Genomic DNA, 15524 nt, shown 5'->3' with positions numbered 1-15524 from the left:
CTCGGCAACCCGATAGCTTCAGGTATGGCACTCCACCCGCTCGAGCCCCTGTCCGCCGCCGAGATCGCCGCCGCCGCCTCGATCGTCCGAGAGAAGACGGGGCGCGGACCCTCCGCCCGCTTCATCTTCATCGAGCTGCAGGAGCCCGAGAAGCCCGTCGTCACGCAGTTCGAGCCGGGCGCGACGTGGGATCGCCGAGCGTTCGCCCTCGTCCGCGACACCGCCTCGCACGAGACGTACGAGGGGGTCGTGTCGCTGACCTCGGGCGACCTCGTCTCGTGGGACCACATCGCAGACGTCCAGCCTCCGATCTCGGTCGAGGAGTTCGACCTCTCGGAGGACCTCGTGCGGAAGGACCCGCAGTGGCAGGCCGCGATGCGGCTGCGCGGCGTCGAGGACTTCGAGTCGTGCATGATCGACAAGTGGTCGTCGGGCTACACCGGCCCCGGCGACGAGCCCACGCGGCGGCTGGCCCGCCTGCTGACGTTCGTGCGGCGCGGCGAATACGACAACGGCTACGCGCACCCCGTCGAGGGACTCATCGTCACGATCGACATGGACACCTGGACGGTCATCGACGTGGCCGACCACGGCGTGGTGCCGCTGCCGCCCAAGGACGGCAACTACGAGTTCCCGCTCAACTCGACCGACAACTCGTATCCGCGGATCGACGCCCAGCGCGAGCCGATGAAGCCGATCGAGATCACGCAGCCCCAGGGTTCGTCGGTCGAGCTCGACGGGCACTCGCTGGCGTGGGGGCCGTGGCGGCTGCAGGTCGGCTACACCCCGCGGGAGGGCGTGGTGCTTCACGATGTGAGGTACGACGACCACGGGCGGCTTCGACCGATCCTGTACCGCGGCTCGATCGCCGAGATGTACGTGCCCTATGGCGACCCGGCGCCGACGCACTGGAACAAGAACGTCTTCGACGAGGGCGAGTACGGCCTCGGGGTGCTGGCCAACTCGCTCGAGCTCGGGTGCGACTGCGTGGGCGAGATCCTATACCTCGATGCCGTGGTCAACGACCAGGAGGGCGGCGCGATCACGATCCCGAACGGCATCTGCATCCACGAGGAGGACGCCGGCATCGGCTGGAAGCACACGGAGTACCGCGACGGCCGCGGCGAGGTGCGTCGCAACCGCCGACTGGTCATCTCGTTCTTCGTCACCGTCGGCAACTACGACTACGGCTTCTACTGGAACCTCCACCTCGACGGCTCGATCGAGCTCGAGGTCAAGCTCACCGGCATCATCACGACCGGTGCGGTGCTCCCCGGCTCCGTCGCCCCCGGCGACCAGCCCGGATACGGCACGCTCGTGGCGCCGGAGCTGTACGGCCCGCACCACCAGCACTTCTTCTCGGTGCGCCTCGACATGCAGGTCGACGGACAGCGCAACTCCATCGACGAGCTGAACTCGGCCGCCGTCGAGGCCGGCCCCGCGAATCCGTGGGGGAGTGCCTGGAAGGTCTCGCGGACGCGCTTGCGCTCGTCTGCGGCCGACGGCGCTCGTGCGGCCTCACCGTCGACGGGTCGTTCGTGGCTGGTGACGTCGTCCGACACGGTGAACGGACTGGGCGGCCGACCCGGCTACATGATCGAACCAGGATCGGCAGCTCCGTTCTTCGCCCAGCCGGGTTCCCAGCAGCACTCCCGGGGTGCGTTCGCCTTCCAGCAGCTCTGGGTGACCGGCTTCGACCCGCGCGAGCGCTACGCCGCCGGCGACTACATCGCGCAGCAGCCCAGCGACGTGGGGCTTTCGCAGTACGTGCTCGCCGACAAGCCGCTCGAGGACGCCGACATCGTGTGCTGGTACACCGTCGGCGTGCACCACATCGTGCGGCCCGAGGACTGGCCGGTGATGCCGGTGGTTCGCGCCGGGTTCCACCTCAAGCCGGTCGGGTTCTTCGACGGCAACCCGATGCTCGACCTGCCGCCGGAGCCGATGGGCGATCACTGCGCGCACCACGGGTAGGTCGGCGGGGCACGAGATCGCACTCGTCGTCGCCTTCCGCTCCTGAAGGCGACAACGAGTGCGATCTCGTCCTGCCGCGGTTGGGGAGGGGGCTACTGGGTGCCGGGCTCGCGCGTGAGGGTCGTGAAGTGGTCGCCGTGGTAGCTCAAGGCGATGGTGTCGCCACCGTTCGTGACCGTGGCGACGTAGTTGCGCCAGTAGGGCGCCTGGTGCACCTGGAACACGTATTTGCCGCCGGGGGAGGTGCGGATGATGTGGCACATCCCCGGGTTGTCGGTCACGTACATCTTGATGGCACCCGTCTTCGACACGGCCTTCGCCGTCGTGTAGAGCAGGTTCGTGCAGTTGCCGTCGTCTGAGATGGTTTTCGTCGGGGTGCCGTCGGAGGTCTTCCAGACGCCGGTGATGCTCGGGAACTGCGGGCTGCAGCCGGTGAGGCCCGTCACGCCGAGCGCAGCGATGGCGAGGGCGGCGATGGCCGTGGCTGTCTTTCGTCTGCTCATGTCTGGCTCCAGCCTACGACCGCCCGGCGCCCCGCCCCGCCCCGCCCCGCCCCCCGCCCCGTCTTGCCCGCCGCCCGGTCCCGCCCGCCGAGTGGCAAAACTCTGCTGATGCTGGGCCTGGCGATCGGCAGTCTCTTGCCACTCGCGGGCCGGGTGCGGCTGGGCGCGGGGCTTCGGGGCGCAGGAGCCGAGGTGGTACGGCGGGCCTCCCGGGTCGGGTATGCTCTTATGGTTGCCTCGGTCGGGGCAACGACCTCAGTGCTCGGCTTCGGCTGGCGCTGACGGGCTGTGGCGCAGCTTGGTAGCGCACTTGACTGGGGGTCAAGGGGTCGCAGGTTCAAATCCTGTCAGCCCGACCATTCCAAGACCCGGAACTACGCGGAATCAACGTGGTCCGGAGGTTTTGTCGATATCCACTCCGTTGTGCAGTCGGACCCTGCGTTTCAACGCAGCGGACGGCTTCGCTCTAAGGCGGTTTGCCGGGCCGAGGTATCCTCAGAATCTTGGCGTCGAATGTAGACGCTCAAATCGCGACGCCACTACCCTTCGAATACCTGTTTCTAGGAGGAGGGTCGCGCCGATGCCATCTGACTCTTTTCGTTGGTGGTCAGCGTCGTCTGCCATCAAAGTTGTCGCCGTGGTGCTAACTCTGATCGTGCTCATGGTCGCGTGCTCCTTGACGTCGGCCCTTTCGGCGCCTGGAAATTCCTTCCACCTCGTCTCGCGGCAGAAGCAATTGCCTGCGGGTGTCGTGTCTCATGTCTCACGGATCGGCGTCGTCTCAGTGCATCTCGCCCTCAGCGGCTCTCACGGTCAGATCGACGTGGCAACTACGAAGAGTGATCCACTCGTCCAATTTGCTCAGGAAGGCCAAGTCAATGGCTCGGAGGCGTACGCGCAAGACATTTTCGGATCGCTGCGGCTGGACAATTTAGCGGCTGGTCCGGTCGTTATCACCTGGTCGCCTGTCACCGTTCATTTCACGGCGGCATCGTCTGACGCGACGATCACTCGACGCTTCACTGTCACAAGCACATTCGGCAAGAATGCGGCCCTCCAGATTGACTACGACGCCACCGGTGTCGCAAAAATGCATGTCGACGTCACGACTGTAGATCTTCCGATTTCAGGAGTCTTTGCTGACGGCGCCACCCGGACTCTCAGCGACACTTCCGCCCAGACAGGGACGATCCAGCGATTGGCAGATCGGACCGCGGGCTCCGTGACTGTCAGTATCGGTAGCGCGGTCGCTTCGTCCAACACCGGCGTGAATTGGAGTCAGCTTGAGGCATTCTGGCGCTGGTCACTTCTCGCGGCTTTGGCGCTAACGCCCTGGTTGGTCCTCCGACGCACCATCAGACGCGTCGAATCCCGAAGTGCTCCGACGCCCTGGCAGTCGCCTGATGCCTGGAGAAAATCCCGAATATTGCTCTCGTCGCTCGTCATCACGATCGGGTTGAGCGGCATCTCATGGATCAATGAAGGGACATACTGGGCCTCGCAGCTCTTCAACCAACTCGATGCTGGACCAGTGGACTTTCTCTTCGCGTCCACGCCGTTCGACTATCTCATCTCGCTTCTCCGCGCTCCTGGTTCGATCATTCCGGTGGCGAACGTCCTCATCGCCTCGTGGGTATGGGCCGGGGCTACGCTTTCTACGCCACCTTCGCGGCAGACGCGAGAGCTTGTCCTCGTCGTCAGTTTCGCGGCCGCCGGACTCGCCGCCTTCTTCGCGTTCAGTCCAGGTGGCCTCAGCCAGTTTGCTGATCAACTCGGAGACCTCGGTCTACGACCGGTCCCGCTGGTCACCGCGGTCGTCGTGGTCGCCTCGGGCGCTCTGCTCACTCGCCTGATGGGAGGCCGCGCCAGTCTCACCGGGGGAATAACCGCTGGCACATTCGGCCTCCTCACCTGCCTGAGCGCGGGCATGCCTTACGATCCCAACCTCGGCTTGCTGGTGCGGATAATGACGAGCGTCGTTGTCAGCGCCTTTCTCGTCGTGCTGGGTAACCGAACCCTGGATGCAGTCATCCCTTCGATATCGCCTCGAGCCCGCACTCTCGTTCTGATCGGAATCGGCTTGACGGCTGCCGCCGTCACAATCCCCACAGCGCGCCTCGGCACCGTCTCGTTCTTTGACGGCGTCAATGCGTCATACGGTTTGCAATCCGCCTCGACCGTGAGCCTCGTTCTGGCATTGGTCGCCGGGTACACCTCGGTGCAGACGTGGTCGACCGAGTGGATGCGATTGTTCCTCGTTATTGTGGCCTCGGCATTCTTCCTACGTCTGCAGGTAGTGACAGGCCTTCTCCCACTGCCCCTCGCAGCAGGGCTGATCGCGTTGTTCCTCCTCGTCATCCCGCCGGCTTCGCAGCGGTCACCTGGCGGGTGGCGATTGGCCATGCCGGCCGCCGACACGGTGCTCGCGACGAGAGCGTTGCTGAATCGCATCGGCCCGGTGCGCCTTCTCAGAGAGGCCACTAACAGCCTTCGACGAAAGGTCGCTAACGCTGACATCGCGGGCGAGGAGGCTCTGACAGCGAGTAGGTCACTAGCCGAGACCTTCGCGATTCCAACGGACGCCATAGAGGACGCGCGGTCGCGTATGGATGGGCTTCAGTGGGGCGGCGCGTCGGGTCCGTGGATTCGTGCGTGGTCTGGCTCGATCGTGGCTGCGGTAGTCGGACTTCCCCTGTCACTGACTGCCCTGTCTCAGGCCCTCTCGGCTCTGAGCAGCCACGCTGGCGCGGGCGGCCTCACCTACGCATTCGATGTGGGCTTCGCATTCCGATTTCCTCTATATGGGTTCGCATTCGGTCTCCTCTTTCCGCTTCTCAGGGGAGCCGGCGGCATCGAAAAGGCCTGGCGAGTGTTCCTGATGCTGGCGGTCTCGGAGTCAATTGACATCCTCGTGCCGTTTATCGCCTCGCCAAACACGGCGAGCACGCTCTTCTTACGCCTCGTACAGCTGTTGGCCGTCAGCATCGCCCTTGGCGTCTACTTCGACTACGCCTCGCTCAGAGCGGCCGGGTTCGGAATCGACCGACTAGCGGACCTGTACAACGTAAATCGCCTCACGCTCTGGTCGTCCGGCGTCAGTCTCACCCTGATCGTCGGCATCGCTACCGCGACCATCACGCCGGCAGCTGAGGCGGCATTCAATCGAATTCTCCCGCCCGCGCAGCCAACGAGCTCCTCTTCGCAGAACGCAAAACCCAGTGGTTAGGCGTGGAATCTGGGTGAGAGTTCGGCCTCGGAGGTTCGAGAGTAGTGGCGCCACGCGCATCACCCGAGGCGCAGGGTCACCGGGCCGAAGAGGCCCGAGCGCAGGTCGACGGCGGCGCGCTCCAAGTCCTGGAAGTGGAACCGCCGACCGTACGACGACTCGACCGCGGCCTCGAGCGCCGCGGGCGCCGGGTCGCCGGCGAGACGGTTCGCCAGCGTGTTGAAGACCTCGATGCGCACCTCGTTCGACCCCGCGCGCAGCAGCCCCGAGACCGGGACGGCGTAGGGCGGGGCCCAGGCCACACCGGCCAGGACGCCGTTCACGTGCATCACTGCGACCTCGCCCACGGGCGGGTCGACGTGGGCGCGATACGACTGGGAGCGCAGGGTCTCGGCCTCCGTGCGGCGCTCAGGGGCCCAGGCGGCTGACGGCCCGAGCGAGAGGGAGGCGGCTCCTGCGACCTGATCATCGGCGAGCACCACCGAAGTCTCGTAGACGGCGCTACCCGAGTACGACGGGCGGGTGTCTTCCCAGCGGTGAGGCAGCGTCACGGGCGAAGGCGAGGCGTCGTCGAACGCGACCGTCCACGGGCCCTCGAGGGCGACCTCGACGAGACGAGACGCGGGCGCAGGATCGGTGACACCCTCGGGCTCATCGGTCTCCACCACGACGACCGCCTCGTACGGAGCGAGCACCCCCGGGGCACCAGCCGGGACCTGCGCACCCGTGTCCGGCGACCAGAACTCGGTGCGGGAGCGGGCGGTGCGGGACTCCCACGTGAACGGCACGGTGTGCGGGCCGGTGTTGATCAGGACCGCGACGTCGGTGGTGTCGCCGTCGCGGCGGACGACGCCGAGGTCGAGGGCGCCGGGAGCGTCAGGCGCGACCGCCGCGCCGCTGCGGCGGGGGAGCACGGCGTCGACAGCGGCGACGAGGCCGTCCACCGCGACGGACGTGCCGGGCGCCCCGGGCGACTCCACGGCGAACACGTGCCCTCCCTCCGCGGAGACCAGGGAGAGCCAGGTGCGTTCGGCCGACGAGAGCGTCGCCGATCCTGCGACCACGACCACCTGCCCGGTAGACGGCGTGACGCGGTCGAGCATCGTGTCGTCGACGAGATCGAAGTCGCGACCGGCCTCACGGAGCGCCGCGACGAGGCCGTCGGGCAGCGCCGCCCGCGTGGCCTTGTAGAGATCGAGGTGCTGCGACCCGTCGGCGGCCCGCTGAAGGGTCTGCGCCGTCTCGTCGTTCGAGACCAGCAGGAGCACGTCGCGCTGCGGCCGCCCCTCCCGCAGAACGTCGCCCAGGCGCTGCAACGACCCCATCAGAGCGGGCATGGCCGGCCACCACGGGTTGCGGTCGTCGAGGGCTCCGGCGGCATAGAAGAACCAGCCGAGTCCGGCATCGCTCGCGCCCGCGCCGTCGTCGGTCGCAGACCCGGGCGAGTGCGGCCAGCCGTGCCCGAGCAGTTCGTTGACGCCCGAGAGGAAGTGCTCGTGCGCCTCGCCGCGCAGGTCGAGCGGGGTGGCGCGGAACGACGGGGAGTGGGTCCAGGTCCAGGCCTCGCACGAGACGGTGTTCACGCCGTCGACGTGGGCCGCCGAGCTCGCCCAGCGCGTGGCGGTGAGGGTCTTCCAGCCCCAGCCCTCGCCCTCGTAGCGGTCGGCGAAGCGGTAGCTGCCGACGCGCGCCGGCGGCTCTCCGTAGCCCTGGATGCGGAACGGCACGCCGTGGTCGCTGCACCAGCCGCGGCAGACGGCGACGAAGTTCTCCTCGTAGAGCTCGCTCAGGGTGCGGACGAAGTCGGCGCGGAGGCGGTGGGCGACTGCGGTGTCGTCGTCGCCGTCCCCCGCATCGCCCGGCGACCCGGCGGCAGCGACCGCGGCCGCCGCCAGCTCCGCCCCGCCCCGCGTGGGGTCTCCGCCCGACTCGGCGAGGTGGTGCAGAAGCCCGTCGAACGAGTAGCCGCGGCGACGCTCGAACTCCTCGGGCAGCGCGTCGGTCCAGTTCGCCGCGTAGACCTCGAGGCTGTCGCAGAAGAACGACTCGATGAGGCCGGCGGGAACGGCGCCGAGAATTCGTCCGCCCACGTGCTCCACGTGCTGGCGGGTCGCGGCGGCGGAGTAGTGGTCGAGGACGGGTCCGTCGGCTCCTGCGGCCGCTCGCTTCACCACCTGGCCGGTCGGGCGCGTCACACCCAGCAGCACCACGCGCGGGCCTCGGCCGTCGGGCACGGCGACGGACTGGTCGGCGGCGATGACCAACGCCGCAGCACCCCGCACGGGGTCGGCGAGGTCGCCGTCGTAGATCGCCGCCGCCACGAGGTGCTCGTCGCTCTCGGGGTGCACGGGGCGCAGGATCCGAGAGCCCGGCGGCACCGCGCGCCTCTCCCAGACGAGTTGCCTCGCCGCATTGTCGGGCGTGACGTGGGTGCCCCCGAACGACCATCCGCTGCCGAGCGTCACGTGGAAGCGGAGGCCGATCTCGCGGGCGCGCTCGGCCGCGTGGCGCAGCACGGCGAGCACCTCGTCGGAGAGCCAGTCGGGGCTGCCCGGGCGCAGCGGGTAGACGAACGCGACCTCGACGCCGCCGATGCCCGCCGCCTGCATCGCCGCGAGCTGCCGGTCGACGTCGACCGCCGAGATGTCGGGGCCGAACCACCACCAGCGCATCTGCGGCTTCGCCTCGTCGCTGGGGGCGGTGAGCGCGCGGTGAACGTCGGCCAGTCTCATGGAAGCACCTCGGGGATCGTCGTTGATACGTTTCAGCGGAGCTCGTTTCAGCGTAGACCCGGCACACGGCCCGTGCGCCCACCGGGGCGCACGGTCGCCCGGTCAGATCACCGCCGGCGCCCCGATGTCGATGCCGCGCCGCCGCAGCTTGAGCGTGTAGATCGTGTCGGCGCCGAGGAGGCGCGACACGGCCGCGGCGACGACGATCGCGAGAAGGAGCGGAAGCACGATGGCGTAGTCGCCCGTCAGCTCGAAGAGCATCACACCGGCCGTGATCGGCGCTCGAGTCGTGCCGACGAGCACGGCGCCCATGCCGACGATCGCGAAGGCGCCTGCCTGGCCGTGCAGCGCCGGGTCGAGCATGCCGGCGACCTGTCCGAACGCCGCACCCAGCATCGCGCCGATGAAGAGCGACGGCGCGAACACCCCGCCCGACCCGCCGATGCCGAGTGTCAGACTCGTGGCGACGACCTTGCCGACCAGCAGGATCAGAAGGAACGCCACCGCATACCTCCCCGCCACCGCACGGTCGAGCACCGGGTACCCCACGCCGTACATCTGAGGCAGCGCGAAGAGCAGTCCGCCGAGGAAGACGCCGCCGACGACCGGCCGCAGCCACTCGGGGCCTCGCCAGAGGAAATCGCAGAGGTCTTCGATCGCGTAGAGCGCCTTCGTGAAGCCCATGCCGACGGCGCCGGCGACGAGGCCGAGCAGGGCGAAGAGGGCGTACTCGGAGGTGTGGGCCACCGAGAACTGCGGCAGGGTGAGGAACGGCTCCGAGCCCAGGAAGGCCCGGCCCACGACCGACGCGGTGATCGCCGAGACGACGACGACGCCGAACGACTCGGCGGCAAAATCGCGCAGGATCAGCTCGAGTGCGAAGAAGATCCCCGCCAGGGGAGCGTTGAACGTCGCCGCGATCGCGCCGGCCGCGCCGCAGGCGACGAGGGTCGTGACGCGGTGCGTCGGTAGGCGCAGGAGTCGGGCGAGCGTCGAGCCGAGAGCCGAGCCGATCTGGATGATGGGGCCCTCGCGGCCGACCGAGCCGCCGGAGCCGATGGTCACCGCCGACGCGATGGCCTTGACGATCGCGACCTGCGGCCGGATCCGACCCCCGTTCTTCGCCACGGCCAGCATGACCTCGGGAACACCGTGCCCCTTCGCCTCGGGGGCGAAGCGCTGCACGAGCGGGCCGTAGATCAGGCCGCCGACGACGGGCGTCAGGATCACGAACGCGCCTCCGAGCCAGGGCAGCCACGGATGGGCCGGGTGGCCGGTGGTGGCGGAGTAGTCGCCCGTGCCCGTGAAGATCCGGGTCGCCGTCTGGATCAGCCAGCGGAACGCCACGGCGGCGAGGCCTGCTCCGGCGCCGATGACGACGGCGGGGACGGTGAGCTGCAGGATCGTGCGAGCGTGCTCGCCGGCCTCCCACCCCTCGAGGCGGTCGAGCAGGCTCTGGCGGGTGCGGGTCGCAACGGGCAACGGGACTCCGGTCGTGGGTCGGGATTCGAACAGAAGTGTGTATTCTTGCAACAGTTGCATGAATGCAAATGAATCGTAGCAGTTCTCCGAGAGGCCCCTGTGAACGCTGACTCGAACGCCCCGTCGCCGACCGATGCGACCCTCACCGCCTCGCGCGCCCTGCTCGGCATCGTCGCCCGCTCGGTCGCGAGCGCACTCGAGGTCGTGACGCTGCCGCAGTTCCGGGTGCTCGTCCTGCTGTCGAACGACGGCCCGACCCGCCTCGGCTCGCTCGCCGAGCGCATCGGGGCCCTCCCGTCGACGTTCAGCCGCTCGGTCGACCGCATGGTCGCGGGCGGCTGGGTCGAGCGCAGCCTGCGCGAAGACAACCGCCGCGAGATCCTGCTCGACCTCACCGAGGACGGCCGCCGTCTGGTGGACTCGGTCACCGAGCGCCGCCGCCGGGAGATCCGCACGGTCCTCGACGCGCTGCCCGCCGACGACCAGGCTCTGGTCGCGCGCGCGTTCGACGCCTTCAACCGGGCCGCCGGCGAGCCGACCGTCGACGACCTGCTCACGCTCGGGCTGTGACGGCGCAGGCGGCGGCCACGGCGATGGGGGCGAGCGCGACCGGGATGTCGGGCGACATGTGGATGCCGCAGACAAGGCCCACGGTCGCGAGGCTCTTCGCTCTGCACCTGCAGCCGGTGCCGATCCTGCCCGCCTTCGCCCTCGCGCTGCTCGTCGGCTATCTCGTCGGCGTCGCGGCGTTGCGCCGTCGGGGCGACCGCTGGCCGCTCGGGCGGACGCTGCTGTGGACGGCGGGGGTCGTCACCGTGCTCGTCATGACGGCGACGGGGTTCGACGGCTACGGCATGGAGCTGTTCAGCGTGCACATGCTGCAGCACATGGTGGTGAACATGCTGTCGCCGATCCTGCTGACCCTGGGCGCTCCGGTGACCCTCCTGCTGCGAGCTCTTCCCGCCCGACCGCGAGGGCGCCGCTCGGCCCGCCGGCTGCTGCTCGCCGTGCTCCACAGCCGTGCCGTCGCCGTCGTCACGCACCCCGCGGTGACCCTGGCGCTCTTCCTGGGCAGCCTCTACGGGCTCTACTTCACCCCGCTCTTCGACGACCTCATGCGGACCATGTGGGGCCACAACCTCATGCTCGTGCACTTCCTCGCCGTCGGGATGCTCTACTTCTGGGGCGTCGTCGGCGTCGACCCGTCGCCCTCGCGCGGCCGGGCGGCTCTGCCGGTCTCCCGGCCGGTCCTGCGGATCATCGAGCTGGCCGTCACGGTGCCGTTCCACGCGTTCTTCGGCGTCGTCGTGATGATGTCGACGACGCTGATCGTCGGCTTCTACCGTCACGGCGTGCCCGGCTGGGGCATCGACCCGCTGCACGACCAGCAGACCGGCGGCGGCATCGCCTGGGGCTTCACCGAGATCCCGACTCTCATCGTGCTCGGGGTCCTGTTCGCCGGGTGGCAGGCGCAGGATGCGCGCCACACCCGCCGCGCCGATCGCCGCGCCGCTCTCACCGGCGACCGCGACCTCGCCGACTACAACGCCTACCTGGCCCGGCTCTCGCGCACCGATCCGCCGCCCGTTCCGAGGGAGCCGCGACCGTGATCGGCTACGCGTTCACCCTCGGTCTCGTCGCGGCGGTGAATCCCTGCGGGTTCCCCCTGCTGCCGGCGTACCTCTCGCTGTTCGTGTCGGCGCCGGAGGGGCGGGGAGCGGCCGGGCGGATGTCGCGCGGGGTGATCGCGGGCTCCTGCCTCACCCTGGGGTTCCTCGCGGTGTTCGTCGTCGCGGGCCTGCTGCTCGAGGCCGGGGCCGGTGTCGCTGCGTCGGCCACGCCGTGGCTGATGGTCGCGGTCGGCGTGGCCTGCGTGGCGCTGGGCGTGCTGGGGCTGACGGGGCGGGGCGTGCACCTCGCCCTGCCGGCGCCGGGATTGCGGGCGGGGCGCGGCGGCCTCGCGATGACGGGCTTCGGCGTCGCCTACGCCGTCGGGTCGCTCAACTGCTCGCTGCCGCTGTTCGTCGCCGGTGTGCTCGATCCCGTCGCCTCGAGCGACGCGGTCGTCGGCATCGCTGCGTTCCTCGCCTATGCGCTCGGCATGGGGGTCTTCGTCACCGGCGCCGGCGTCGTCGCGTCGCTCGTGGGCGCCGAACGACTGCGGCGCCTCGGGCCGGTGCTGCGGATCATGCCCGCGGTCTCGTCGGCGATCCTCATCGCCGCGGGTCTCTACCTCGCCCTCTACTGGGCGAGCGACGCGGTCGGGCGGACCGCCGGGCCCGTCATCACCACGGCCCTCGACGCGCAGTCCGCCGTGAGCGCCTGGTTGGCGGCCCACTCGCTGACCGTCGGCTTCGTCTGCGGCGGGCTGGTGCTCGTCGGATTCGCGGTCGTCGCGATCGCGGCATCGCGCGAGGCGGCCCGCCTCGAGGCCGGTGCTCGCGCAGCGATCCACTCCGAACCGCAGGAAGGAATCTCCACCGCCGATGTCTGACGTCACTCCCACTCGGATCCGCCGCGGCCCGGAACGCTGGCTGATCTGGACGATCGCCGGCTCCGTCGTCGCGGCGGCACTTGTCGTCGTGCTCGTGATGGGCCAGGTGCTGTCGGTCGCGGCGTCGGCCGACGACGTCGCGCCCCACCTCGATCAGCGCACCGCGAGGCTCCTCGAGTACGACGCCCTCACGCACGTCCACGAGAAGGCCCCCGCGTTCACCCTCACGGACCAGCACGGCAGGCCGATGTCGCTCTCGTCGTACCGGGGCGAGGCGGTCGTGCTCAGCTTCAACGACGACGAGTGCACGGACCTCTGCACGCTGCTCGCGCAGGATGTGCGCGTCGCGAACAACGATCTCGGCCAGGCGTCGTCGAAGATCGCCTGGGTGTCGATCAACACCAACCCGTACTACCCCTCCAGCGCGGACGTGGCGCAATGGACGGACCAGCACGGGCTCGGCTCCGCTTCCAACTGGCACTTCGGCACCGGCTCACCCGCGGCGCTGTCCGCCCTGGCGAAGGCCTACGGCGTGCCCATCGACCTCGACGCCTCGACGAAGACCGTCACGCACGGTGCCGAGCTGTTCTTCATCTCACCGTCGGGCGTCGAGAGGGCCATCGGGCAGTTCGGCACCGAATCGGCCGACACGTCGGCCTTCGGGCACGGTCTCGCTCAGGCGGCGGACGACCTCCTGCCCGCCTCGCAGCAGGAGGCGGTCGCAGGAGCCGGCGTGCCCGCCACGACCTCCGGCGGCACCGAGATCGGAGCGACGCCGTCGCCCGTGACGCTGTCCTCCCTCACCGGAACAGGCCGCGTGTCGACGTCGGCCGACCGCGGCAGGTACACAGTGCTGAACTTCTGGTCGAGCTCGTGCGCGGCCTGCGTCCGCGAGTTGCCGGCACTGGAGGCGGAACACCGGGCGCTGGGGTCGAGCGTCGCGTTCTACGGTGTCGACGTGTCCGATCCGGCCAAGGCCGGAAGGGCGTTCGCGGAGTCGCACCGGGTCACCTATCCGCTCGGGGCCGACACGTCCGGTGCCGTCGCGGGAGCCTTCCAGGTGACGGGTCTGCCGTTCACGGTGATCCTGGGGCCGTCGGGGAAGGTCGTGATCCGGCACCCCGGGGCGATGACCCGCGAGCAGCTCGACTACCTGCTGAGGACCCTCGACACGTCGCTGCCGGCCGGATAGCGGCCGGGCGAGCTTGTGAGGCTCAGGCGCATGGCCCGGCAGGTTCGTGCGGCTCAGGCGTCGGGGCCGGGCGAGCTCGTGCGACTCAGGCGTCGGGCGCGGCGCCGGTGCGCTCGTCGAAGCGTGCGCGGTGCTCGGAGATGACCTCCTGGTGCTCGCGGACCCAGTCGCCGAGGGTGATCACGACCTCCTGCAGCGACCGGCCGAGATCGCTGAGGTCGTACACGACGCGCGGCGGAACCTCGGCGTAGACGGTCCGCTCGACGAGGCCGTCGCGCTCGAGGCCGCGCAGGGTGACGGTGAGCATGCGTCGGGAGATGCCGGGGATGATGTCGGCCAGCTCGGTGAAGCGGTGCGGCTTCTCGCCGAGAATGCCGATGACGAGCAGGGTCCACTTGTCGCCGATGCGCCCGAGCAGCGATCGGAACAGGCCGGGGTCGTGCGAGGTGCACATCTTGCTCATCGTGGGCAGCGACCGCATGATCCGGTCGTGCGCCTCGAGATGCTCGCGCTCGGTCGCAGTGCTCGCCATGGTCGTCCTCTCGCGATGGTCACTCTCGGGTAACAGGGGCTCGCTTGAAGTGACCGACTTCAGCACGGTACACCGTTACTGAAGGTAACCAAAATGATTACCCGAAGTAACCATGCTTCTGAGGAGAAGATCCATGTCACTGTTCCGTCTCGACGCCAGCATCCGAGTCGAGGGCTCGGCCAGCCGCGAGCTCGCCGACATCGTCGAAGCCGAATGGAGCCGGACGGTGCCGGGGGACGAGGTCGTGCGGCGCCACATCGGTGTCGAGCCGACTCCCGCCGGCTCCTGGGCCGATGCGGTCGGCGCCTCGATGACGCCGGAGGACGCGCGGACTCCCGCCCAGCGCGCCGCCGTCGACCTGGCACGCGTCTACACCGACGAGCTCGTGGAGGCCGACGCGCTTCTCTTCGCGGTGCCGCTCTACAACTTCGGGGTGTCGCAGCACTTCAAGACCTGGGTCGACCTCGTGATCACCGACCCGCGCATGTCGCCCGCCGTCGAGCCCGCGACGGCCGGCAAGCCCGCCGTGCTCGTGACCGTGCAGGGCGGCAACTACGCCGCCGGCACCCCGCGCGAGGGCTGGGACCACGCCACCGCCTGGATGCGCCGCATCCTCGAGGACGTCTGGAAGCTCGACCTCGAGGTCGTGTCGCGCGAGTTCACGCTCGTCGGCGTGAATCCCGCGATGGACCAGTTCACCGACATGGCGGACCAGCTGCGGTCGGCGGCCGAGGAGCGCGCCCGGATGCACGGGCGCACGCTGGGCGGCGAGCGCCGCGCCGCGTAGTCGAGCTTTCGACGGCGATGGTCAGGGCAGCTCGGCCGCCAGGCGCTCGTACTCGGGCAGCAGCCCCGCCCAGAAGGCTTCGGGGTCGACGAGCGGACGACCGCCGAGGTGCGCGACGAGGTTCTCGAGGTGCAGCTGCACGCCGACGCCGTAGAAGTGCAGCATCTCGCGCGGCACCCCCCGCTCCGTCAGCGTGATCACGGTGAGGTCGCCTCCGGCCGCAGGAGCCAGGGTCAGCTCGTTCACGTGGGCGGGCTGGCCCTCCTCCGCCCCCTCGACCCGCCACCGACGGCCCGGCTCGCACTCGAGGACGCGCCCGGCGCCCTCCCACCCGCTCGGAAACAGGTGCGCCGTGTACGCCCCGCCCGAACGCAGCTCGCCCTCGACCTCGCCGGCCCAGGCGGCGAGCCCGTCACGCGTGCTGACGGCGGCCCAGACGGTTTCGCGTGGCGCCGGACTCGTCATCTCCACGACGACGACTCCGAGCCCTGTCGCCGCGTCGATCTCGAGGTGCCCGTGGCGGGCCGGAGTGCTCATGCGACCAGCCTCGTCCGGCAGGCCGACGCTGTCCAGGGAGACCCGGGGTACGACTCCGACGACTC

Annotated in this window: 12 protein-coding genes and 1 tRNA gene; 8 read left to right on the top strand and 5 right to left on the bottom strand. The window is 69.5% G+C overall.

Going from position 1 to position 15524, the window contains the following annotated elements; genetic code table 11:
• Positions 1 to 24: 24 nt before the first annotated feature.
• Positions 25 to 1974, top strand: coding sequence for a primary-amine oxidase (locus C8E83_RS07665; RefSeq protein WP_121369179.1), 1950 nt, complete (start codon positions 25 to 27; stop codon positions 1972 to 1974).
• 92 nt (positions 1975 to 2066) lie between these two features.
• Here C8E83_RS07665 and C8E83_RS07660 read toward each other — a convergent pair whose 3' ends face one another.
• Positions 2067 to 2477, bottom strand: coding sequence for a hypothetical protein (locus C8E83_RS07660; protein WP_121369178.1), 411 nt, complete (start codon positions 2475 to 2477; stop codon positions 2067 to 2069).
• A gap of 282 nt (positions 2478 to 2759) precedes the next feature.
• On the opposite strand from C8E83_RS07660, the gene C8E83_RS07655 reads away from it, so the two are divergent.
• Together C8E83_RS07655 and C8E83_RS07650 are read left to right on the top strand one after the other, a co-directional pair.
• A tRNA-Pro gene (locus tag C8E83_RS07655) sits at positions 2760 to 2836 on the top strand.
• 221 nt (positions 2837 to 3057) lie between these two features.
• A complete protein-coding gene (locus tag C8E83_RS07650; RefSeq protein WP_147430110.1) occupies positions 3058 to 5703 on the top strand; it encodes a hypothetical protein in 2646 nt (881 codons plus the stop codon).
• Between the two features lie 59 nt (positions 5704 to 5762).
• Here C8E83_RS07650 and C8E83_RS07645 read toward each other — a convergent pair whose 3' ends face one another.
• Together C8E83_RS07645 and C8E83_RS07640 are read right to left on the bottom strand one after the other, a co-directional pair.
• On the bottom strand, positions 5763 to 8435 hold the full coding sequence (locus C8E83_RS07645) for a glycosyl hydrolase (protein WP_121369176.1): 2673 nt from the start codon (positions 8433 to 8435) through the stop codon (positions 5763 to 5765).
• 102 nt (positions 8436 to 8537) lie between these two features.
• On the bottom strand, positions 8538 to 9917 hold the full coding sequence (locus tag C8E83_RS07640; RefSeq protein ID WP_245981484.1) for a chloride channel protein: 1380 nt from the start codon (positions 9915 to 9917) through the stop codon (positions 8538 to 8540).
• Positions 9918 to 10016: 99 nt separating this feature from the next.
• Here C8E83_RS07640 and C8E83_RS07635 point away from each other — a divergent pair, with 99 nt between their 5' ends.
• From C8E83_RS07635 to C8E83_RS07620, 4 genes are read left to right on the top strand one after another with little or no spacing between them, the layout of a single operon-like run.
• On the top strand, positions 10017 to 10487 hold the full coding sequence (locus C8E83_RS07635) for a MarR family winged helix-turn-helix transcriptional regulator (protein WP_121369174.1): 471 nt from the start codon (positions 10017 to 10019) through the stop codon (positions 10485 to 10487).
• Entirely contained in the window at positions 10484 to 11527 is a 1044-nt protein-coding gene (locus tag C8E83_RS07630) for a cytochrome c oxidase assembly protein (RefSeq protein ID WP_211331675.1), read from the top strand. The genes C8E83_RS07635 and C8E83_RS07630 overlap by 4 nt, the downstream gene beginning before the upstream one ends.
• Positions 11524 to 12411, top strand: a complete 888-nt coding sequence (locus C8E83_RS07625) for a cytochrome c biogenesis CcdA family protein (RefSeq protein WP_170159870.1) — start codon at positions 11524 to 11526, stop codon at positions 12409 to 12411. The genes C8E83_RS07630 and C8E83_RS07625 overlap by 4 nt, the downstream gene beginning before the upstream one ends.
• Positions 12404 to 13603 carry a redoxin domain-containing protein gene (locus C8E83_RS07620; RefSeq protein WP_121369172.1) on the top strand — a complete coding sequence of 400 codons (1200 nt, stop codon included), beginning with the start codon at positions 12404 to 12406 and terminating at the stop codon, positions 13601 to 13603. Before C8E83_RS07625 ends, C8E83_RS07620 begins: the two co-directional genes overlap by 8 nt.
• Before the next feature lie 85 nt (positions 13604 to 13688).
• On the opposite strand, the gene C8E83_RS07615 is transcribed toward C8E83_RS07620, so the two are convergent.
• Entirely contained in the window at positions 13689 to 14135 is a 447-nt protein-coding gene (locus C8E83_RS07615; RefSeq protein ID WP_245981482.1) for a winged helix-turn-helix transcriptional regulator, read from the bottom strand.
• 133 nt (positions 14136 to 14268) lie between these two features.
• On the opposite strand from C8E83_RS07615, the gene C8E83_RS07610 reads away from it, so the two are divergent.
• Positions 14269 to 14922: an FMN-dependent NADH-azoreductase gene (locus C8E83_RS07610; protein WP_121369171.1), complete on the top strand. Its 654-nt coding sequence runs from the start codon at positions 14269 to 14271 to the stop codon at positions 14920 to 14922.
• Between the two features lie 21 nt (positions 14923 to 14943).
• On the opposite strand, the gene C8E83_RS07605 is transcribed toward C8E83_RS07610, so the two are convergent.
• Complete coding sequence (locus C8E83_RS07605) at positions 14944 to 15459, bottom strand: SRPBCC domain-containing protein (protein WP_121369170.1); 516 nt, start codon at positions 15457 to 15459, stop codon at positions 14944 to 14946.
• Between the last annotated feature and the right edge of the window lie 65 nt (positions 15460 to 15524).

The sequence above is a fragment of the Frondihabitans australicus genome (assembly GCF_003634555.1).
Taxonomy (GTDB): domain Bacteria; phylum Actinomycetota; class Actinomycetes; order Actinomycetales; family Microbacteriaceae; genus Frondihabitans; species Frondihabitans australicus.
The sequence above is the reverse complement of the archived record's forward strand: the minus strand, read 5'-3'. Positions and strand labels throughout refer to the sequence as shown.